Consider the following 19,060-nt stretch of genomic DNA (forward strand, 5'->3'; position numbering starts at 1 on the left):
CTTTACATCTAGGAGGTGCCCATGGGGGAACGGGAGAACGCTCGGAACGAGGAGTTCCAGAGCTTCATGACCGGCCGCTGGCCGCGGCTGATGCGTACGGCATATCTCCTCACGGGGGAGCAGCACGCCGCCGAGGACCTGGTCCAGTCGACGCTCGAGCGGGTCTTCGTGGCCTGGCGGAAGGTCGGTTCGGCCGATGATCCGGAGGCGTACGTACGGCGCGTGATGATGAACGCGCACGCACGCAGGCACAGAAGGAAACTCAAGGAGTTCCTCGCGCCGAAGGACGACTCGGGCCTGGTGCGCGAGGTGCCCGACACGGGGGACCGGATCGCCCAGGCCGACGACCGCAGCGCCCTGCTCAAGGCGCTCGCCCAACTGCCCGCGCGGCAGCGGGAGGCGGTGGTGCTGCGCTACTGGGAGGACCTGACGGAGACCCAGGCGGCGGAGGCGATGGGCTGCTCGGTGGGCACGGTCAAGAGCAACGCGGCCAAGGGGATCGCGAAACTCCGTGCCATACCGGGACTGGCCGAGATGGTGACGCAGGGAGGGTACGGCCGATGAGCGGGAACCGGGAGAACCACGGCATGACACAGACGGAGTCGGACATCGCCTTCCTCCTCGCGGACGCCGCGGACGAGGTCGAGATCGGTATAGCCCCTGTGCACGCGGTGATGCGCGGCGGTCGGCGGCGCAGGGCCCGGCGCTGGGCGGTGGTCGCGGGGGCGGCGCTGGTGATCGCCGGGACGACGGGAGCGGTCGCTCTGGCGGGGCTGCCGGGCACGGGCGGCGGGCAGGTGGCCACGCAGCCGTCGCCGTCCCGGTCCGAGACCTCCCCGTACCGGCCGCACCGGACGACGCTGGCGAGCGGGACGGAGGACGGCAAGCGGTGGCACGTCTACGTCGACGTATGGGACGCGCCGCGCGACAGGACGGAGGCGCAGACCCAGTGGGCGGCGATGGCCCAGTACGCGGAGACGCCGCCCCCGGATGTGCGCAAGGTCTCCGACCTGGTCGGCAAGACCATGTACTTCACGGTGCGCGGTTACGGGAGCAAGAGCGCGCGGGTGATCGAGGACTCGGTCCCCAAGGGCGGCGTCCTGGCGGGCACGGATCTGGAACTGGGTGCGGTCAGGCTGGTGCCGGGCTCGGACGGACCCGAGCGTCTCGTCATCGGTCACGTCGCCAAGACGGCGCGGGAGGTCACCTGTTTCTGGAAGGACGGTACGAGTACCCGGCTCCACCGGGTCGCGGCCGACGGCGGCACCGGTGACGTCCAGCAGGGCATCCGCTCGGCCGAGGGCTTTCCGGACCAGTGGTTCGTGTGCCTGGCGCCGAAGGGCACGGCCTACAAGGAGGCGCGAGTGACGCGGTGACCGCACCGGCGGGCCCCGCTCACAGCCACCCCTGCTGCCGGGCCTCCCGTACCGCCTCCGTGCGGTTGCGGGTGCCGGTCTTGCCGATCGCGGCGGACAGGTAGTTGCGGACCGTCGACTCCGACAGGTGCAGCTTCGCCGCGACGTCGGCGACGGTCGCGCCGTCCACCGACGCCTTCAGCACATCGCACTCGCGGGCGGTGAGCGGGTTCGGCCCGGCGCTGAGCGCGGCCGCGGCGAGCGCCGGGTCGACCACGGTCTCCCCGGTGAGCACCTGCCGGATCGCCCGGGCCAGGTCCTCGACCGGTCCGTCCTTGACGAGGAAGCCGGCCGCCCCGGCCTCCATGGCCCGGCGCAGATAGCCGGGCCGGCCGAAGGTGGTCAGGATCAGCACCCGGCAGTCGGGCGCCTGCGCGCGCAGCTCCGCCGCGGCGTCCAGGCCGCTGATCCCCGGCAGTTCGATGTCGAGGAGGGCCACATCGGGCCGGTGGACGAGCGCGGCGTCCACGATCGCGTCACCCGTCGCGACCTGGGCGACGACCTCGATGTCCGGCTCCATCCCGAGCAGTAAGGCGAGGGCCCCGCGCATCATGCCCTGGTCCTCGGCGAGCAGCACCCTGATCGACTTGGCGGGCCGGTGGTCCCGGGGCATCTCGTTCGCAGGCTCGTACACAGCCCAAGCCTAGCCTCGGGCCCGGTCATTAAAGAGTGGTCCTTGTTCCGCGCCGCAGGGCTTGACGGCGATTGACCGTGCTCAAACAATCACCTCTGCAATTCTCCGAATTCCCGGTCAATGGTCGGTATGTCGACCGCTGAATAGGTTCGGTATTTCGGTCGAACGACGTTCGGTATACCGGCCAGGAACCCGCACCGCCCTACGAGGAACCGAAGAAGAGGTGCATCGTGTTCTCAGTGTCCTTACGAGCCCCGCGCTCCTGTCCGCCACGCGTCAGGAGAGCCCTGCTGTCCGCGCTCGCGGCCTTCGCGACCGTCGCCGCGCTCGTCGTCGGGGCCGGTGCTCCGCAGGCCGCCGCCGCGGGTTCGCTGCCCTGTGACGTCTACGCCACCGCCGGCACGCCGTGCGTGGCCGCGCACAGCATGGTCCGGGCGCTGTACTCGTCGTACAGCGGATCCCTGTACCAGGTGCAGCGCGCCTCGGACGGCGCCACCGCGAACATCGGTCTGCTGGCCACCGGCGGATACGCCGACGCGGCCGCGCAGGACTCCTTCTGCTCCGGCACGACCTGCATCGTCACCAGGATCTACGACCAGTCCAGCAGGCACAACGACCTCACCGTCGAGGGTGCGGGCGGGGCCGGCGCGGCCGATGTCGGGGCCCCGGCGGACGCGCTGCCGGTGACCGTCGGCGGGCACCAGGTCTACGGCCTGGAGATCTCGGCCGGCATGGGCTACCGGGACAACTCCACCTCCGGTGTCGCCACCAACGGCGGTGCCGAGGGGATGTACATGGTCACCTCCGGCACTCATGTCAACGGCAGCTGCTGCTTCGACTACGGCAACGCCGAGACCAACAACCAGGACACCGGCAACGGCCACATGGACGCCATCAACTTCGGCACCGAGTGCTGGTTCGCGCCCTGCTACGGCTCGGGCCCCTGGGTGCAGGCGGACCTGGAGAACGGGCTGTTCCAGTCCGACCTCGGCCACAGCACCAACTCCTCCAACACGGGGACGGGGGCGATCCCTTTCGTCACCGCGTTGCTGAAGAACAACGGCCAGGACCATTTCGCACTGAAATGGGGAAACGCCCAATCCGGCGGTCTCACCACCACCTATTCCGGCGGTGAGCCCACCACCGGCAGCGGTTACTCGCCCATGCACCAGGAGGGCGCGATCGTCCTCGGCACCGGCGGGGACAACAGCAACGGCTCCATCGGCTCGTTCTTCGAGGGCGTGATGACCTCCGGCATCCCGACCGACGCCGCCGACAACGCCGTCCAGTCCAACATCGTCTCCGTCGGCTACGGCGGCGCGACCGGCTCCACCGGCACGCTCAGCCCCGGCTCGGAGATCTCCCTGAAGGCCACCACGTCCTGCTGCACCACCGACTACGTCCGCCACCAGGCCAACGCGGCCGTCCTCTCCGCCATCACCTCCAGCAGCTCCGCCCTGGACAAGAGCGACGCCACCTGGATCGTCCGCCGCGGACTGGCGAGCAACTCCTGCGTCTCCTTCGAGTCGCGGAACTACCCGGGCGACTTCCTGCGGCACTACAACTTCAAGCTTCTGCGGCAGCCCATGGACGGCACCGCCACGTTCAGAGCCGACGCCACGTTCTGCCCGGAGACCGGCAAGAGCGGCACGGGCACCTCGTTCGCCTCGTACAACTACCCGACGCGATATCTGCGCCACTACAACTACAACGTCTACATAGCGAGCGACGGCGGTTCCAACGCCTGGGACAGCGCGACCTCGTGGACCGACGACGTGAGCTGGGTCGTCAGCTCGCCCTGGGCGCCGTAGTCGCCACCGTCATCGAGGTCAGCAACTCCAGCGACTCGGTGGGGAGTTCCGCGGTGACCGTGAAGCCGCCGCGTGGCGACGGGCCGGCTTCGAGAGAGCCGCCCGCCGCCGCGAGGCGCTCGGTCAGCCCCTTCAGGCCGGTGCCGCCGACGCCCTCGTGGCGGGGCTCTGCAGCGTCCGCGCCGGTGCCGTCGTCGGTGACCGTCAACCGGACCCGCTCGGCGCCGCTGTCGACGGTGATCTCGCAGCGGGTGGCGTCGCTGTGCCGGACCACGTTGGTGACCGCCTCGCGCACCACCCAGCCCAGCAGTGTCTCGGTCTGCGGGGCGAGCGGCGTCCCGGTCTGCCTGACGACCGGCTCGACGCTCGCCGCCGAGAGGACCGAGCGGGCCCGGTCGAGCTCCGTGGCCAGGCTGCCCTCGCGGTACCCGGTGACCGCCTCGCGGATCTCGGTGAGCGCCTGCCGGCCCACCGACTCGATGTCGGAGATCTGGGAGAGGGCCGCGTCCATGTCACGGGGGGCGAGGCGGCGGGCCGCCTCCGACTTCACGACGATCACCGAGAGGGTGTGGCCGAGCAGGTCGTGCAGATCCCGGGAGAAGCGCAGCCGCTCCTTCTCCACCGCGCGCCGGGCCAGTTCCTCGCGGGCCGCGCGCAGCTCCCGTACCGCCTCGGACAGGGAGAGGATCGCGGCGGTCACCATGGTGGACAGGAAGGTCCCGTAGGCGACGTTGATCGCGTCCCAGCCCGCCCGGAACACGGAGACCGCCGCCGCGAGGGCGGTCAGCGAGAGGCCGATCCGGCCGAGCCGCGGGCCGCGCAGGCAGGCCCCGGTGGCGAGGCCGAGCAGCGGGAAGAAGTACAGCCAGCTGCCGCCGTAGCCGAGGGCGAGGCCGCAGGTGAGCAGGCCCATCAGGCCGAGCGCCACCCGCGTCGCGGCCGCCTCGCGCTTCTCCTTCACGAAGGAGCGGAACACGACGTAGATGTAGAGGGAGTTGAAGGCGAACAGACCCAGGCCGCCGACCCAGGGGTTGGGGGTCTTGCCCTGGAGGAGGTTGGAGAAGGAACCCAGACCCAGCAGCAGCCACGGCAGCAGGGAGAAGCCGGTCGGCGGCGGACCCGGGTTCTCGGACCACTCGCCCGTGCGCTGCGACTCCTTCTGCGCGGCCTTGAACTCCGCCATGTCGGCCTTCCACTGGGTCCGCGCCGCCCGCCCCCGGCGTACCTGGCAGGTGATCCCTCGCATCCAGGACATCTCTCTCGCTCCCCCGGTCACACGGTCCGCCCGGTCCGGCGGTACGCCAGCACAGCGTACGAACCGAACGCGAGCAGCCACACCGTCAGGACCGCGATCGCGCCGGGTGCAGGGGTGCGCCCGTCGGCGACGGAGGTGCCGAGTTCGGCGAAGCGGTTGGTCGGGGTGTACTCCGAGAGGGCGCGCAGCCAGCCGGGGAACAGGCTGACCGGGAACCACAGGCCGCCGATCACGGCGAGCCCCAGGTTGCAGGCCATGTTCGCCACGCCGGTGGTCTGGGCGGTCAGTCCGTAGCCGTTGGCGAGGCCGAGCAGGGTGAAGGGGATCGAGCCCAGCCACAGCAGCAGCGCGACCCCCGCCCACTGCCAGGCCGCCAGCCGTACGCCGTTGACCAGACCGCCCGCCGCGAGCACCGCGAGGATCGCGGGCAGTACGGTCACCGAGCCGGTCAGCGCCCGGCCGAGGACGACCTGGCGCGGGGTCATCGGGGTCACCCGGAGCTGCCGCAGCCAGCCGATCGCCCGGTCCTCGGCGACCCCGCCGCCAGTGTTGAGGGCGGAGCCGACCGCGCCGTAGGCGGCCATGCCGACCATGGCCTGGGTCCTGTAGCCGCCGTCGTCGCCGCCGAGGTTGGTGAACAGCAGGTACATCATCACCGGCATCGCGATCCCGCCGATGACGAAGCCGACGTCGCGCAGGGTGCGGCGTACTTCGAGGCGCAGGTAGTCGAGCATCAGACGGTCTCCGTCTCGGAGGCGGTGCGGGCGGGGGAGGTGCCGTTCGGGGCGGCTTCGCGGGGCGGCGGGCCGGACAGCGCACCGTCGCCGGTTCGCGGGCCGGACGTCAGGGCCAGGAACGCGTCGTCGAGGGAGGCGGGGGTGACCTCCAGGCCGCGGATCGCGTTCCGGGCGGCGAGTGCGATCACGGTCGCGTCCGAGTCGTCGGTGCGCAGCAGCGCACGGTCGCCGCGCACTTCGAGGGACCGCACGCCGGGCAACCGGGCCAGGCCCTCGGTGGCGCCGCCCGCCAGGTCGAAGGAGACGAGGCTGCCGCCGGCCGCCCGCCTGAGCTGCTCGCCGGTGCCGTCCGCGACGATCCGGCCGCGGTCGATGACGAGGATGCGGTCGGCGTGCGCGTCCGCCTCCTCCAGGTAGTGCGTGGAGAACAGGACGGTGTGGCCGCGCCGGGCGTAGGCCCGCATCGAGTGCCAGAACGCCTGCCGCGCCTCCACGTCCAGGGCGGCGGTCGGCTCGTCCAGGACGAGCAGCGAGGGGTTCCCGGCCAGCGCCACGGCGAACCGCACGCGCTGTGTCTGCCCGCCCGACAGACGGTCCATCCGCCGCCCGGCCAGCTCGCCGATACCGGCCAGCTCCAGGACCTGCGGGACGGGCATCGGCGTCGGATAGCGCCGGGCCACGAAGGCGACCAGCTCGCCGACGGTGACCCGGGGCACCGCCCGTGCCTCCTGGAGCATCGCTCCGACCAGCCCGCCGCGTACGGCCTTCGCCGGCTGCGCGCCGAACAGCTCGACCGTGCCGGCGTCGGGCGCGTTCAGCCCGAGCAGCAACGAGATCGTCGTCGACTTGCCCGCGCCGTTGCGGCCGAGCAGCGCGACCGTCTCACCGCGCCCGATCTCAAGGTCCACCCCGTCGACGGCGCGCACCGCGCCGAAGGTCTTGACCGCCCCCGCGAAGGACACGGCACGCTCTGTCCGGCCTGCCGTCCCACTTGTCCGTGTCATGACTACGACGCTACGAACCCGGGCCCACCGTGCGGCAGATGCGCTTGTACGGACTAGGGCAGGACAAATGTCACCGGCCGGCGAACCGGCACCCGACCTGACACAGTGTCAGGAGCCTTCACAACTGCCGAGTGCTGGGCTATACAAGGGGCGCCGGACTGGAACGCGTTCTAGGTCGGCCCGTGACGACCTCGGTGCGGCCGACGGTGCGGACGGCCGTACCGGGGTCTTGAGCCATCAGGAGCCGTATGCCCATCGACGCAGCCAAGGCCCTTGCCGCCGAACCCCGGTCCGGGGAGATCGGCTGGGAGCGCCGGGACGTCCAGCTCTATCACCTCGGCATCGGCGCGGGCCGCCCGGCGACCGACCCCGACGAACTGCGCTACACCCTGGAGACCCGGCTGCACGTGCTGCCCAGCTTCGCCACCGTCGCGGGCGCCGGCTCGCCCGGGGTGATCAGCGGACTGTCCATGCCCGGCGTCGACGTCGACCTCGCCAAGGTGCTGCACGGCGGCCAGTCCCTCACCCTGCACCGGCCCATCCCGGTCGCGGGGACCGCGACCGCCACCGGCCGGATCGCCGCCGTGTACGACAAGGGCAAGGCGGCCGTCCTGGTGATGCGCACCGAGGTCGCGGACGCCGACGGCCCGCTGTGGACCAACGGCGCGCAGATCTTCGTACGGGGGGAGGGCGGCTGGGGCGGCGACCGCGGCCCCGCCACCCGGCCGGCCCCGCCCGCCGGCGAGCCGGACCGGACCGTCGAGCGCCCGATCCGCGAGGACCAGGCCCTGCTCTACCGCCTCTCCGGCGACTACAACCCGCTGCACGCCGACCCGGAGTTCGCGAAGCTCGCCGGCTTCGACCGGCCCATCCTGCACGGGCTGTGCACCTACGGCATGACGCTCAAGGCGGTCGTGGACACCCTGCTCGGCGGGGACGTGAGCAGGGTGCGGTCGTACGGGACGCGGTTCGCCGGGGTCGTCTACCCGGGGGAGACCCTGCGCATCCGCATGTGGCAGGGCGACTCGCAGGTCCGCGTCGCCGTCGGTGCCGTCGAGCGGGACGACGCGCCCGTCCTCGCCGACACCGTCGTCGAACACTCCTGATCCAGCTTGATCCAGCTTGAACCAGCTCGGTCCAGAACGCAGTCGAGGGGAGAGCCGCACCATGCGCGCAGCCGTACTGCAGGAGACAGGCCAGGAGAAGCTTGAGGTCCTCGACGACGTCGAGGCGGTCGGATTCGGCCCCGGCAGGGTGCGGATACGGGTGCGCGCCACCGGGCTGTGCCACTCGGACCTGTCGGCGATGAACGGGGTGCTGCCGCAGCCGGCCCCGTTCGTGCCGGGCCACGAGGGCGCGGGCGAGGTCCTGGAGGTGGGGGAGGGCGTCACCCGGGTCAAGCCGGGCGACCGGGTGGTCGTCTGCTGGCTGCCGGCCTGCGGGGCCTGTCCGGCCTGCAAGCGCGGGCAGACCGAACTGTGCCTGGCCGGGTTCATGAACGCCGGCACCCCCAACTTCAGGCGCCCCGGCGGTGACGTCTTCGGCTTCGCGGGCACCGGCACCTTCGCCGAGGAGGTCGTGGTCGACGCCGGGTGCGCGGTGCCGATCCCGGACGACGTGCCCTTCGACATCGCCGCGCTGATCGGCTGCGGGGTGACCACCGGGCTCGGCGCGGCCCTCAACACGGCCGACGTGCAGGCGGGTGCGTCGGTGGCCGTGATCGGGTGCGGAGGGGTCGGGATCTCGGCGATCCAGGGGGCGCGGCTCAAGGGGGCGGCCGAGATCGTCGCCGTCGACCCGGTCGCGTCCCGGCGCGAGGCCGCGATCGGGTTCGGGGCCACGAGGGCGGTCTCGCCCGACGAACTGCCCGGCGCCAAGCAGGAGGTCACCGGCGGCGAGGGCTTCGACTACGTCTTCGAGGTCGTCGGCAGGTCCGCCACCGCCCGCACGGCGTACGAGAACACCCGGCGCGGCGGCACCCTCGTGGTCGTCGGCGCCGGCGCCATGGACGACTTCCTCCAGCTCAACATGTTCGAGCTGTTCTTCGACGAGAAGCGGATCCTGCCGTCGATGTACGGCGGCGGGGACGTGGTCGGCTCCTACGAGCGCACGATCGCCCTGTGGCGGGCCGGCCGCATCGACCTGGAGGGCCTGATCACCCACCGGGTGCCGCTGGCGGAGATCAACGAAGCCCTGGACCAGATGCGCACCGGCACCGCGCTGCGCACCTGCATAGAGATCTGAGGGGCCGCCGTATGCCGGAAAGGCCACTGTCGGAACGGCCGCTCGAAGGGCTCAGTGCGATCGTCACCGGCGCGGGCCGGGGGCTCGGCCGGGCCGAGGCGCTCGAACTGGCCCGGCTGGGCGCGGCCGTCGTCGTCAACGACTTCGGCCGGCCGGGCCGGGACGGCTCGGGGGCGGCCTCCGCGGGCCCCGCCGAGCAGGTCGCCGAGGAGATCCGCGCCGCGGGCGGCCGGGCCGTCGCCCACACCGGAGACATCGCCGACTTCACACAGGCGCGAGACCTTCTCACCCTGGCGACAACCCATTACGGAAAGCTGGACATCCTCGTCAACAACGCCGGCATCCTGCGCGACCGCATGGTCTTCTCCATGACCGAGGACGAGTGGGACTCGGTGATCCGGGTCCACCTCAAGGGCCACTTCAACACCACCCGCTTCGCGGCCGCGCACTGGCGGGAGCGGTCCAAGGCGGCCGGCGGCGCGAAGGTGTACGGCCGGATCGTCAACACCTCCTCCGAGGCCTTCCTCGCCGGTTCCGCGGGCCAGCCCAACTACGCGGCCGCGAAAGGCGGCATCGTCGGCCTGACCACCTCCACCGCCCTCGCCCTCGCCAAGTACGGCGTGACCGCCAACGTGATCTGCCCGCGCGCCCGCACCCGGATGACCGAGGACGTCTTCGCCGGGTTCGAGCGGCCCGCCGAGGGCCTCGACCCGCTCGCCCCCGAACACGTCGCCCCGCTCGTCGGCTACCTGGCCTCCCCGGCCGCCGGGCGGATCAACGGCCAGTTGCTGGTCGTCCACGGCGGCATGGTCGCGATCGTCGAACGGCCGCGGGTCCAGGCCAGGTTCGACAGCAAGCAGGACACCTTCGACTACGGCGAACTCGACGCCCTGCTCACCCCGCACTACGCCGACCGGCCGCCGGGGGAGACCTTCGCGGCGGCGGAGGTGCTGGGGCTGAAGCGGCAGTAGCGGCAGTTGTGGCAGTTGCGGTACAGACGACAGCGGCCCCACCCACAAGGGCGGAGCCGCTGTCGTACGTACGTACCGTCAGGCCGCGGTCTCGGCCGGCTCCGGCTTGCGGTGCCGGCCGCTCGGGGCCGATTCGCCGTCCTGGGCCGAGACCGGACCACGGTGCTTGCCGTGGCTGTCGGACTCGTGCAGGTCGGCGGACAGGTGCTGAGACGTGCTGGTGTCGCTCATCGGAAGAATTCACCCCGTCAACATGATCTTTCTTACAGCGCGGCGAGTTTAACCAACCCACCACAGGGCGAATCCAGGCAGGCACGCCGACCGGTGCTACTTCGTTACAAGCCTTCTCTACTTTGTTACGAGCCGCCCCAGCGGGGCCTGTTGCAGGGGCACCGGCCGGGCCACGACAGGCTCCGGAGGATCCGGTTCCGCCGGCTCCCCGGGCGTACCCGACGCCCCGGCAGCCGTGCCGTCCCGAACCGGATCCCCCGGGCCCGCGTCCCCCGGCCCCCCGTGCTCCCCCGTCTCCCCCCAGGACACCGCGACCTCCGCCACGCCGCACGGGACCTCCCCCGTGGCGTACGGCAGCCGCAGCACCCCGTCCTGCGTCCACAGCCCGGCGCCGGCCAACCACCCCTCCGGCGCCGGGAGATGGCACACCCCGCGGGCCCTCGGCCGCCAGACGCCGACCCAGCTGCCCAGCGGGCCGTCGATGCGCAGCGCCACCCCGCAGCTCTCCGGCATCAGCACCAGCCCCGGCTGGATCGCGAACGGCGTCACCGTGCACTCCGCCAGCCGCAGGCTCTCCGGAAAGCGCACCGGCAGCGTGCTGCCGAGGACACCCCAGCCCAACCGTTCCTGCCCGGGGGAGGGCGCGTCCGAGCCGACCAGGATCAGCCCGCTGTCCGGGTCGGCGACCAGCAGCCGGTCGTCGCTGTCCGCCGCGATCTGCAGCAGCGGCGACACCTCGCCGCCCCGCTCCAGATCGACCACCACCGCCTTGGTCCGCCCGCCCAGCTCCCGGTCCAGGGCCAGCATCCGCCCGCCCCGGTCCAGCCAGACCCCGCCCGAACAGCGCCCCGGAACCACCGCGAGCCGCTCCGGCCCGAAGGCCCCGCCCGCCACCAGCCACACCACCGAGGAGCGCGGCCCGACGGCGAGCGCGCAGGCGTCACCGCCGCCCGGCGCGGGCGGCAGCAGCCGCAGCGAGGTGCCCGCGTCCGGGCACTCCACCGCACCCAGCGGCAGCTCACCGGTGCCGGGCCCGGTCGGATAGAGCAGGGCGAAGTGGTGCCGCCCGTCCACCAGCCGGTGGATGAGCACCCGCCCGTCGCCCATCGGCTGCACCTCGGTGCCCGGCTCCTCGGGCTGGTTGCCGGGCAGCGGAACGGCGTACGGCTCGGGGCCGTCCAGCGTCCACCGCTCCGGGTACCAGGAACCTTCCTGCTGGGCCAGCCGGGCCGCGTACGCCCCGTCCGCCGTGATGGTGCAGCCCGCTCTCGGCGCGCTGTCGTCCTCGTCCGCAGCCGAGGGTTCGATCGCACAGGCCGTCATCGCTCGGTCACCTCCGGCAATGAAGCTAGTTTTCGCACGCACAGACGGGGGACCGCCGGTCGGCGACTTCACACATACGGGTGCACACGCGGCGATTCGCCTGAGGAAACGGTGACGGGTGTGCTGGGCGTTGCCTCCCGTGGGCGAGCAGGTACGGCCCCGGGGAACAGGCAGGTAGCCTTTCCCCGTGCCCCGTCTGTCAGAAGTCATCGCCGCGCTGGAGAACCTGTGGCCCGCCGAGCGGGCCGAGTCCTGGGACGCGGTCGGCACCGTCGTGGGCGACCCCGAGCAGGAGATCACCCGGGTCCTCTTCGCCGTCGACCCGGTGCGGGACATCGTCGACGAGGCGGTGAAGCTGGGCGCCGACCTGCTGGTCACCCACCACCCCCTCTACCTGCGCGGTACGACGACGGTCGCGGCGAGCCACTTCAAGGGCCGGGTGGTCCACACCCTCATCAAGAACGACATCGCGCTGCACGTCGCCCACACCAACGCCGACACCGCCGACCCGGGCGTCTCCGACGCGCTCGCGGGCGCCCTGGACCTGCGGGTGGTACGCCCCCTCGTCCCGGACCCCACCGACCCGGAGGGCCGCCGGGGCCTCGGCCGCGTCTGCGAACTCGACCACCCGGTCACCGTCGGTGAACTCGCGCGTCGGGCAGCCGAGCGCCTCCCCGCCACCGCGCAGGGCATCCGCGTCGCCGGTGACCCCGAGGCCCTCGTCCGTACGATCGCCGTCAGCGGCGGCAGCGGCGACAGCCTCTTCGACGTCGTACGCGCCGCCGGGGTGGACGCCTTCCTCACGGCGGACCTGCGCCACCACCCGGCCTCCGAAGCCGTGGCCCACAGTCCCCTCGCGCTGCTCGACGCGGCGCACTGGGCCACCGAATGGCCCTGGTGCGAGCTGGCCGCAGCCCAGCTCGACGAAATCTCCGACCGCCACGGCTGGGACCTCCGCGTGCACGTCTCCAAGACGGTCACCGACCCCTGGACCAGCCACACCCCCTCCCTTGGAGCCCCCAACTGAACGCCGCGTCCGCCGACCAGATCCGACTCCTCGACGTCCAGGCCCTGGACGTCCGCCTCCAGCAGCTGGCGCACAAGCGGAAGTCGCTGCCCGAACACGCCGAGATCGACTCGTTGACGAAGGACCTCACCCAGCTGCGCGACCTGCTCGTGGCCGCGCAGACCGAGGAGAGCGACACCGCCCGCGAGCAGACCAAGGCCGAGCAGGACGTGGACCAGGTGCGCCAGCGCGCCGCCCGCGACCAGCAGCGCCTGGACTCCGGCGCGGTCACCTCCCCGAAGGACCTGGAGAACCTCCAGAAGGAGATCGTCTCCCTCGCCAAGCGCCAGGGCGACCTGGAGGACGTCGTCCTGGAGGTCATGGAGCGCCGCGAGTCCGCCCAGGAGCGGGTCGCCGAACTGACCGAGCGCACCGGCGCCGTCCAGGGCCGGATCGACGAGGCCACCGCCCGCCGCACCGCCGCGTCCGGTGAGCTCGACGCCGAGGCGGCCACGGTGGCCAAGGAGCGTGAGGTCATCGCGGGCGCGGTCCCGGCGGACCTGCTGAAGCTCTACGACAAGCTGCGCGAGCAGCAGGGCGGCATCGGCGCGGCCAAGCTGTACGCGCGCAGCTGCCAGGGCTGCCGCCAGGAGCTCGCCATCACCGAGCTGAACGAGATCCGCTCGGCCGCGCCCGACACGGTGGTGCGCTGCGAGAACTGCCGCCGCATCCTGGTGCGCACGTCCGAGTCGGGTCTGTAGGAACACTTAAGGGGCGTACGTGGCAAGGGAGTTCATCGTCGAGGCGGACGGCGGCTCCCGGGGCAACCCGGGGCCGGCCGGCTACGGCGCGGTGGTCATCGACGCGGCGACCGGCGAGACGCTGGCGGAGGCGGCCGAGTACCTCGGCGTCGTCACCAACAACGTCGCCGAGTACCGCGGCCTCCTCGCGGGCCTGCGCGCGGCGCACGACCTCGACCCGACCGCCGCCGTGCACGTCCGCATGGACTCCAAGCTGGTCGTCGAGCAGATGACGGGCCGCTGGAAGATCAAACACCCCGACATGAAGCCCCTGGCCACAGAGGCGTCCCGGGTGTTCCCGGCGGACCGGGTGACCTACGAGTGGATCCCGAGAGCCGAGAACAAGCACGCCGACAGACTGGCGAACGAGGCGATGGACGCGGGCAAGCGGGGCGAGCCGTGGGCACCGACGGCGAGGACAGCGCCCCTTCAGGGGCGCGGGGAACTGCGCGACCAGCCCCCACTCACCGGCACTGTGACGACGACCGAGGCCCCCGCCCCCGACACCCGCGCCGCACGCAACGTAGCCACGTCACCTCAGCCGACCTCCGGCTGGGCGTCGCCGGACATGGGTGCCCCGGCCACCTTCGTCCTCCTCCGCCACGGCGAGACCCCCCTCACCCCCCAGAAACGCTTCTCCGGCAGCGGCGGCACCGACCCCGCCCTCTCCGACGTCGGCCAGGAGCAGGCGCGGCGCGCCGCCGAGACCCTCGCCCGGCGGGGCACGATCGAGGTGATCCTCGCGTCCCCGCTCACCCGCACCCGCCAGACCGCCGCGGCCGTGGCCACCCGCCTCGGCCTCGACGTCACGGTCGAGGAGGGGCTCAAGGAGACGGACTTCGGCACCTGGGAGGGCCTCACCTTCGGCGAGGTCCGCGAGCGCTACCCGGACGACCTGAACGCCTGGCTCGCCGACCCGGAGGCCCACCCCACCGGCGGCGGCGAGAGCTTCGCCGAGACGGCGACGCGCATCGCGGCCACCCGGGACAGGCTGGTCGCGGCCTACGCGGGCCGCACGGTCCTGCTGGTCACGCACGTCACGCCGATCAAGACGTTCGTGCGGCTCGCCCTCGGCGCCCCGGCGGAGTCCCTGTTCCGCATGGAACTGTCGGCGGCCTCCCTGTCGGCGGTGGCGTACTACGCGGACGGCAACGCGAGCGTGCGGCTCTTCAACGACACGTCCCACCTGCGTCCCTGAGGCCCGCCGCGGCCCGCGCCAGCGACTCGACGCGGGCCCAGTCCCGGGCGGCCACGGCGTCCGCCGGGAGCATCCAGGTGCCGCCCACACAGCCGACGTTGGGGAGGGCGAGGTACTCCGGGGCGTTCTCCGCGCCGATCCCGCCGGTCGGGCAGAAGCGGGCCTGCGGGAGGGGACCCGCGAGGGACTTCAGATAGGCCGTGCCGCCGGCGGCCTGTGCCGGGAAGAACTTCATCTCCCGCACCCCGCGTTCGAGCAGCGCCACCACCTCCGAGGCGGTCGACACGCCCGGCAGGAACGGCACCCCGGACCCGGCCATCGCCTCCAGCAGCCCGTCCGTCCATCCCGGGCTCACGAGAAACCGGGCCCCGGCCGCCACGCACTCCGTGACCTGGCCGGGCGTCAGCACGGTCCCCGCCCCGACCACCGCGTCCGGCACCGCGCCGGCGATCGCCCGGATCGCGTCCAGCCCGGCCGGGGTCCGCAGGGTCACCTCGATCGCGGGCAGCCCCCCGGCCACCAGCGCCCGCGCGAGCGGGACGGCATCGCCGGCGTCCTCGATCACGACGACGGGGACGACGGGGGCGAGGTCCAGCACGGAGGTGGGCATGGCCGACATCCTGCCGGGGCGATGCGCACCGCGCAAAGCACGTTGCACATACTGCAATGGGCCGGGCCGGACCGAGCCGGGCTTGGCTCGGCTGAGCTGCCTGAGCTGCCTGAGCCGGCTCCTAGTGAACCTCCGCCACCAGCACATCCAGCGCCCAGGCCTGCCCCGCCTTGCCCGGCGCCGCGACCTCCACCTCGTACCCCAGGTCGCGCAACGCCTCCACCAGCTCGCCCGGGCCGGCCGGCGCGATCCCGGCGGTCAGCAGACTCCGTACGATCCGCCCCTTCGTCGCCTTGTTGAAGTGGCTCACCACCTTCCGCGTCGGCGCGTGCAGCACCCGCACGGTCGCCGTCCGCGAGGCCACCTCCCCCTTCGGCTTCCACGCCGCCGCGTACGCCGCCGACCGCAGGTCCAGCACCAGCCCCGCTCCGGCCGCCTCCGGCAGCACCTCCGCCATCGGCTTCCGCCAGTGCGTCCCCAGCGCACCGAGCCCCGGCAGTCTCACCCCCATCGAGCAGCGGTACGAGGGGATCCGGTCCGTCACCCGGACCGCGCCCCACAGCCCCGAGAACACCAGCAGCGACCGCGCGGCCCGCCGCTTCGCGGCCGTGTCCAGGGAGGCCAGGCCGAGGGCGTCGTACAGCACCCCCGTGTAGATCTCCCCGGCCGGCCGCGCGCCCGCCGTCCGCAGCTCCGCGTTCTTGGCGACCTCGCCGCGCAGCCCCTCGCTCAGCCCGAGGACCTCGCGCGCCTTCTCCTCGTCACCGGCGCACAGGTCGGCCAGTTCGGCGAGCACGGCCTCGCGGGCGTCCGCGAGCCCCGGCAGGGACAGCGACTCCGGCTTCAGCGGGGCACCACGGCCCGAGGACGCCTTGCCTTCCGAGGGCGGCAGCAGGACCAGCACACGTACTCCTCATCACCATCGAGCTCACCATCAAGCCCGACACCAAGTTCGACATCACGTCCGTCGTCGACGCTTCGCGCCAGCGTAGAGCGCCGGACCAGCGCGATGTGACTACGCTCGTCCTATGCCCAGCCGCCACATACGTGTCAAGGGTGCTCCCGAGGCTCCCCTCCGGGCCGCGCTCGCCGTACTCCGGGACGACCTCGGCATCCCGGACGGCTTCCGGCCCGAGGTGCTCGCGGAGGCCGAGAGCGCCGCCAGGTACCCGGCCGTGCCCGCCCACGACGCGACCGACATCCCCTTCCTCACGATCGACCCGCCCACCGCGAACGACCTCGACCAGGCGATGCACCTCTCCCGGCACCACGGCGGCTACCGCGTCCGGTACGCCATCGCCGACGTCGCCGCCTTCGTCGTACCCGGCGGCGACCTCGACTCCGAGGCGCACCACCGTGTGAACACGCTCTACTTCCCGGACGAGCGGGTCCCGCTGCACCCCGCCGTGCTCAGCGAGGGCGCGGCCAGCCTGCTCCCCGGCCAGACCTGCCCGGCCGTCCTGTGGACCATCGACCTGGACGAAGAAGGGCGCACGCTGACCGCCGACGTCCGCCGGGCCCTCGTCCGCAGCCGGGCCAAGCTCGACTACGCGGGCGTGCAGCGGCACATCGACGAGGGGACCGCCGAGGAACCCCTCGCCCTGCTCAGGGCGATCGGCGAGGCGCGCGAACGCCTTGAGGTGGAACGCGGCGGCATCTCGCTCAACGTGCCGGAGCAGGAGATCGTCGAGTACGACCACACCTACCGGCTCAGCTACCGCGCCCCGCTGCCCGCCGAGGCCTGGAACGCCCAGATCTCCCTGCTCACCGGCATGGCCGCCGCCGATCTGATGCTGGCCCACGGCACCGGCGTCCTGCGCACCCTGCCCACCGCCCCCGACGGCGCGGTCGCGCGGCTGCGCCGTACCGCGACCGCCCTGCACATCGAGTGGCCGCACCACGTGTCGTACGCCGCGCTGATCCGCTCCCTGAACCCCCGCCGCCCCCGCCACGCGGCCTTCCTCCAGGAGTGCACCACGCTGCTGCGCGGCGCCGGCTACACGGTCTTCCGGGACGGCGTGGTCCCCGCGATCACCACCCACGCGGCCGTGGCCGCCCCCTACGCGCACTGCACCGCGCCGCTGCGCCGCCTGGCCGACCGCTACGCCTCGGAGCTGTGCCTGGCGGCGGCCGCCGGCGAGACCCCGCCCGACTGGGTGCTGATGGCGCTGGACCTGCTCCCCAAGGAGATGGCCGAGGGTGCGCGGCGGGCGGGCACGGTGGAGCGGGAGTGCGTCGACATCGTCGAGGCGGCCCTGCTCAAGGACCGGGTCGGGGAGGTCTTCGACGGGTGCGTGGTGGAGGTCGAGGCGCGTCAGCCGACCGTGGGGAAGGTGCTGTTGCAGCAGCCCGCCGTCATAGGCCGGATCGAGGGCGGCGCGCCTCTTCCGCTGGGCGAGCGGTTGCCGGTGCGGCTGACCCAGGCCGATCCGGGGACGATGAAGGTGCGGTTCGCGCCCGCGTGAGCTGTCGTACGAGACCGGTGGCGTCGTCGGCGTGGAACCGCACGACGCTCACCTCGCGGCGGCGGCCCAGCAGGGTGAAGTGGGCGAGGGGCGCGGCCAGTTCGAGGGTCACCGAGGTCTGGGAGCCGATGGGCACGTCGAGTCGGTCCTCGGCGTTCCGGTCGTGCTGGTAACGCGTCTCGTGCCGTACGGACTTGATCGCGTCCAGCGGGATGCGCAGGTCGAGCCGGACGCCGTTGCGGACGTGCAGGGCGTCCGGGGTCAGCAGGTGCGGGTGGACCACGGAGGCCGCGTGCAGGCCGACGACGAAGAGCACCGTGTAGACGTCCAGGACCAGCATGATCCGGTGCACGGCCGGCCAGTCGCGCAGCAGCACCGACAGCGCGACCGTCTCGATCACGCACACGAACGCGAGCCCGAACATCATGGCGCCCTGGCCCCGGGCGTACCCGAAGCGTTCCCCGGTCCCTTTCGTGCGCCGACCGGCCCACAGCACCAGACTCGCCAGCAGCCCCAGCTCGTGCCGGAGCACGGCGTACCCGGCCTTCACGGCCGGTCTCCGCCGACGATGTCCAGCGCCCGGCGGACCGCGGCGGCCTGTGCCGGGGCGAGGTCCGCGTAGAGGGCGCGCAGGAAGCTGTCTCCGTGGTCGAAGCCGTGCTCCGGGAGCAGGCCGGCGGGGATGCAGCCGGCGATCGCCCGGGCGGCCTCGGCCACCCGGGGATCGTCGGTGCCGGCGTCGGCGAGCGCGTCGAGGAGCACGTACACCTCGTTCACCCGGGCGGTCGCCTGTGGCGAGCCGGCCATGGCGCCGGCCAGGGACATCAGCCGCTCGCGCTGCGCCGGGTCCGCCGCCGTCTCGATCAGGGCGAACACCTCACGGTCCTTGGCGGCCATGGGGGAGTCGGCCAGCCGGGGGGCCGCCGTGGCGAACAAGGCGGCCAGTTCGGGCGAGACCGGTCCCTCGGCGGGCAGCTCGCCCGCGTCCAGCAGGGCCCGCAGCCGCTGCCGCCGCTCCCGGATCTCCGCCTCCTGCCGGGCAAGGTCCTCGTCGAGTTCGGTGAGCACCTCGACGAGATCCTTGCCGGCGTCGTCCGCGAGCACGTCCCGCACCTCGGCGAGCCCGAGCCCCAGCTCGGTCAGCCGCCGGATCCGGGCGAGGACCACGGCATGCCGGAGGGTGTAGTCCCGGTAGCCGTTCGAGAGCCGCTCGGGCTCGGGCAGCAGGCCCAGGTGGTGGTAGTGCCGCACCGTGCGCGTGGTGACGCCGACGGTGGCGGCGAGTTCTCCGATCCGCATGCCACCAGTAGAGACGTTGACGTTGCGGCAAGGTCAACCGCAGGTTCAGCCGGCTGT

General features: G+C 72.6%; 20 protein-coding genes. 10 read left to right on the forward strand and 10 right to left on the reverse strand.

Features of this window, described 5'->3' with window-relative positions; translation table 11 throughout:
- Positions 1-21 precede the first annotated feature (21 nt).
- Both ACFWXC_RS28250 and ACFWXC_RS28255 read left to right on the forward strand, forming a co-directional pair.
- Positions 22-564: a SigE family RNA polymerase sigma factor gene (locus tag ACFWXC_RS28250; protein WP_384483099.1), complete on the forward strand. Its 543-nt coding sequence runs from the start codon at positions 22-24 to the stop codon at positions 562-564.
- Complete coding sequence (locus ACFWXC_RS28255; RefSeq protein ID WP_384483100.1) at positions 561-1,376, forward strand: hypothetical protein; 816 nt, start codon at positions 561-563, stop codon at positions 1,374-1,376. Before ACFWXC_RS28250 ends, ACFWXC_RS28255 begins: the two co-directional genes overlap by 4 nt.
- A gap of 19 nt (positions 1,377-1,395) precedes the next feature.
- Here the strand turns inward: ACFWXC_RS28255 and ACFWXC_RS28260 are convergent, their stop codons facing one another.
- On the reverse strand, positions 1,396-2,028 hold the full coding sequence (locus ACFWXC_RS28260) for a response regulator transcription factor (protein WP_351692874.1): 633 nt from the start codon (positions 2,026-2,028) through the stop codon (positions 1,396-1,398).
- A gap of 260 nt (positions 2,029-2,288) precedes the next feature.
- Between ACFWXC_RS28260 and ACFWXC_RS28265 the strand changes: the two genes are divergently transcribed.
- The gene (locus tag ACFWXC_RS28265; protein ID WP_384483101.1) at positions 2,289-3,860 is read left to right on the forward strand and encodes an alpha-L-arabinofuranosidase B; all 1,572 of its coding nucleotides are present in this window, start codon (positions 2,289-2,291) and stop codon (positions 3,858-3,860) included.
- Here the strand turns inward: ACFWXC_RS28265 and ACFWXC_RS28270 are convergent.
- From ACFWXC_RS28270 to ACFWXC_RS28280, 3 genes are read right to left on the reverse strand one after another with little or no spacing between them, the layout of a single operon-like run.
- Complete coding sequence (locus ACFWXC_RS28270; protein ID WP_384483102.1) at positions 3,838-5,115, reverse strand: sensor histidine kinase; 1,278 nt, start codon at positions 5,113-5,115, stop codon at positions 3,838-3,840. The two genes, ACFWXC_RS28265 and ACFWXC_RS28270, sit on opposite strands and share 23 nt — an antisense overlap.
- Before the next feature lie 17 nt (positions 5,116-5,132).
- Positions 5,133-5,849 carry an ABC transporter permease gene (locus ACFWXC_RS28275; RefSeq protein WP_384483103.1) on the reverse strand — a complete coding sequence of 239 codons (717 nt, stop codon included), beginning with the start codon at positions 5,847-5,849 and terminating at the stop codon, positions 5,133-5,135.
- Positions 5,849-6,856, reverse strand: coding sequence for an ABC transporter ATP-binding protein (locus ACFWXC_RS28280; RefSeq protein WP_384483104.1), 1,008 nt, complete (start codon positions 6,854-6,856; stop codon positions 5,849-5,851). Before ACFWXC_RS28280 ends, ACFWXC_RS28275 begins: the two co-directional genes overlap by 1 nt.
- Before the next feature lie 248 nt (positions 6,857-7,104).
- Here ACFWXC_RS28280 and ACFWXC_RS28285 point away from each other — a divergent pair, with 248 nt between their 5' ends.
- The 3 genes from ACFWXC_RS28285 to ACFWXC_RS28295 all read left to right on the forward strand — a co-directional run bounded on the left by ACFWXC_RS28285 (position 7,105) and on the right by ACFWXC_RS28295 (position 10,071).
- Complete coding sequence (locus ACFWXC_RS28285) at positions 7,105-7,962, forward strand: MaoC/PaaZ C-terminal domain-containing protein (RefSeq protein WP_384483105.1); 858 nt, start codon at positions 7,105-7,107, stop codon at positions 7,960-7,962.
- Positions 7,963-8,023: 61 nt separating this feature from the next.
- Positions 8,024-9,100 carry a Zn-dependent alcohol dehydrogenase gene (locus ACFWXC_RS28290; RefSeq protein WP_384483106.1) on the forward strand — a complete coding sequence of 359 codons (1,077 nt, stop codon included), beginning with the start codon at positions 8,024-8,026 and terminating at the stop codon, positions 9,098-9,100.
- Positions 9,101-9,111: 11 nt separating this feature from the next.
- Positions 9,112-10,071 carry a 3-oxoacyl-ACP reductase gene (locus tag ACFWXC_RS28295; RefSeq protein ID WP_384483107.1) on the forward strand — a complete coding sequence of 320 codons (960 nt, stop codon included), beginning with the start codon at positions 9,112-9,114 and terminating at the stop codon, positions 10,069-10,071.
- Between the two features lie 78 nt (positions 10,072-10,149).
- On the opposite strand, the gene ACFWXC_RS28300 is transcribed toward ACFWXC_RS28295, so the two are convergent.
- Both ACFWXC_RS28300 and ACFWXC_RS28305 read right to left on the reverse strand, forming a co-directional pair.
- Positions 10,150-10,302 (reverse strand): hypothetical protein, encoded by a 153-nt coding sequence (locus tag ACFWXC_RS28300; RefSeq protein ID WP_351692390.1) that lies wholly within the window; start codon positions 10,300-10,302, stop codon positions 10,150-10,152.
- 117 nt (positions 10,303-10,419) lie between these two features.
- Positions 10,420-11,625 (reverse strand): hypothetical protein, encoded by a 1,206-nt coding sequence (locus tag ACFWXC_RS28305; RefSeq protein ID WP_384483108.1) that lies wholly within the window; start codon positions 11,623-11,625, stop codon positions 10,420-10,422.
- A 187-nt stretch (positions 11,626-11,812) separates the two neighbouring features.
- Between ACFWXC_RS28305 and ACFWXC_RS28310 the strand changes: the two genes are divergently transcribed.
- Genes ACFWXC_RS28310 through ACFWXC_RS28320 form a run of 3 tightly spaced genes read left to right on the forward strand, consistent with a single transcriptional unit; the run spans position 11,813 to position 14,629 of the window.
- On the forward strand, positions 11,813-12,652 hold the full coding sequence (locus ACFWXC_RS28310) for a Nif3-like dinuclear metal center hexameric protein (protein ID WP_384483109.1): 840 nt from the start codon (positions 11,813-11,815) through the stop codon (positions 12,650-12,652).
- On the forward strand, positions 12,649-13,392 hold the full coding sequence (locus ACFWXC_RS28315) for a zinc ribbon domain-containing protein (protein WP_384483172.1): 744 nt from the start codon (positions 12,649-12,651) through the stop codon (positions 13,390-13,392). The genes ACFWXC_RS28310 and ACFWXC_RS28315 overlap by 4 nt, the downstream gene beginning before the upstream one ends.
- Positions 13,393-13,411: 19 nt before the next feature.
- Positions 13,412-14,629: a bifunctional RNase H/acid phosphatase gene (locus ACFWXC_RS28320; RefSeq protein WP_384483110.1), complete on the forward strand. Its 1,218-nt coding sequence runs from the start codon at positions 13,412-13,414 to the stop codon at positions 14,627-14,629.
- Here ACFWXC_RS28320 and ACFWXC_RS28325 read toward each other — a convergent pair.
- Positions 14,601-15,248 carry a bifunctional 4-hydroxy-2-oxoglutarate aldolase/2-dehydro-3-deoxy-phosphogluconate aldolase gene (locus ACFWXC_RS28325; RefSeq protein ID WP_384483111.1) on the reverse strand — a complete coding sequence of 216 codons (648 nt, stop codon included), beginning with the start codon at positions 15,246-15,248 and terminating at the stop codon, positions 14,601-14,603. The two genes, ACFWXC_RS28320 and ACFWXC_RS28325, sit on opposite strands and share 29 nt — an antisense overlap.
- Positions 15,249-15,360: 112 nt before the next feature.
- Positions 15,361-16,143 carry a peroxide stress protein YaaA gene (gene yaaA / locus ACFWXC_RS28330; RefSeq protein WP_384483112.1) on the reverse strand — a complete coding sequence of 261 codons (783 nt, stop codon included), beginning with the start codon at positions 16,141-16,143 and terminating at the stop codon, positions 15,361-15,363.
- A gap of 124 nt (positions 16,144-16,267) precedes the next feature.
- On the opposite strand from yaaA, the gene ACFWXC_RS28335 reads away from it, so the two are divergent.
- Entirely contained in the window at positions 16,268-17,704 is a 1,437-nt protein-coding gene (locus ACFWXC_RS28335; protein WP_384483113.1) for an RNB domain-containing ribonuclease, read from the forward strand.
- On the opposite strand, the gene ACFWXC_RS28340 is transcribed toward ACFWXC_RS28335, so the two are convergent.
- Both ACFWXC_RS28340 and ACFWXC_RS28345 read right to left on the reverse strand, forming a co-directional pair.
- The gene (locus ACFWXC_RS28340) at positions 17,595-18,254 is read right to left on the reverse strand and encodes a hypothetical protein (protein ID WP_384483114.1); all 660 of its coding nucleotides are present in this window, start codon (positions 18,252-18,254) and stop codon (positions 17,595-17,597) included. The genes ACFWXC_RS28335 and ACFWXC_RS28340 overlap by 110 nt on opposite strands.
- Entirely contained in the window at positions 18,251-19,003 is a 753-nt protein-coding gene (locus tag ACFWXC_RS28345; protein ID WP_384483115.1) for a MerR family transcriptional regulator, read from the reverse strand. Before ACFWXC_RS28345 ends, ACFWXC_RS28340 begins: the two co-directional genes overlap by 4 nt.
- Positions 19,004-19,060: the final 57 nt, after the last annotated feature.

Origin of the sequence: Streptomyces sp. NPDC058683, assembly GCF_042716195.1 — a bacterium.
Taxonomy (GTDB): Bacteria; Actinomycetota; Actinomycetes; order Streptomycetales; family Streptomycetaceae; genus Streptomyces.

Bases quoted from the DNA above. Each gene is read 5' to 3' on its own strand.
- ACFWXC_RS28250 (WP_384483099.1), top strand. From the start codon at position 22: ATGGGGGAACGGGAGAACGCTCGGAACGAGGAGTTCCAGAGCTTCATG.
- ACFWXC_RS28255 (WP_384483100.1), top strand. From the start codon at position 561: ATGAGCGGGAACCGGGAGAACCACGGCATGACACAGACGGAGTCGGAC.
- ACFWXC_RS28260 (WP_351692874.1), bottom strand. From the start codon at position 2,028: ATGCCCCGGGACCACCGGCCCGCCAAGTCGATCAGGGTGCTGCTCGCC.
- ACFWXC_RS28270 (WP_384483102.1), bottom strand. From the start codon at position 5,115: ATGTCCTGGATGCGAGGGATCACCTGCCAGGTACGCCGGGGGCGGGCG.
- ACFWXC_RS28275 (WP_384483103.1), bottom strand. From the start codon at position 5,849: ATGCTCGACTACCTGCGCCTCGAAGTACGCCGCACCCTGCGCGACGTC.
- ACFWXC_RS28280 (WP_384483104.1), bottom strand. From the start codon at position 6,856: ATGACACGGACAAGTGGGACGGCAGGCCGGACAGAGCGTGCCGTGTCC.
- ACFWXC_RS28285 (WP_384483105.1), top strand. From the start codon at position 7,105: ATGCCCATCGACGCAGCCAAGGCCCTTGCCGCCGAACCCCGGTCCGGG.
- ACFWXC_RS28290 (WP_384483106.1), top strand. From the start codon at position 8,024: ATGCGCGCAGCCGTACTGCAGGAGACAGGCCAGGAGAAGCTTGAGGTC.
- ACFWXC_RS28295 (WP_384483107.1), top strand. From the start codon at position 9,112: ATGCCGGAAAGGCCACTGTCGGAACGGCCGCTCGAAGGGCTCAGTGCG.
- ACFWXC_RS28300 (WP_351692390.1), bottom strand. From the start codon at position 10,302: ATGAGCGACACCAGCACGTCTCAGCACCTGTCCGCCGACCTGCACGAG.
- ACFWXC_RS28305 (WP_384483108.1), bottom strand. From the start codon at position 11,625: ATGACGGCCTGTGCGATCGAACCCTCGGCTGCGGACGAGGACGACAGC.
- ACFWXC_RS28325 (WP_384483111.1), bottom strand. From the start codon at position 15,248: ATGTCGGCCATGCCCACCTCCGTGCTGGACCTCGCCCCCGTCGTCCCC.
- ACFWXC_RS28335 (WP_384483113.1), top strand. From the start codon at position 16,268: ATGCCCAGCCGCCACATACGTGTCAAGGGTGCTCCCGAGGCTCCCCTC.
- ACFWXC_RS28345 (WP_384483115.1), bottom strand. From the start codon at position 19,003: ATGCGGATCGGAGAACTCGCCGCCACCGTCGGCGTCACCACGCGCACG.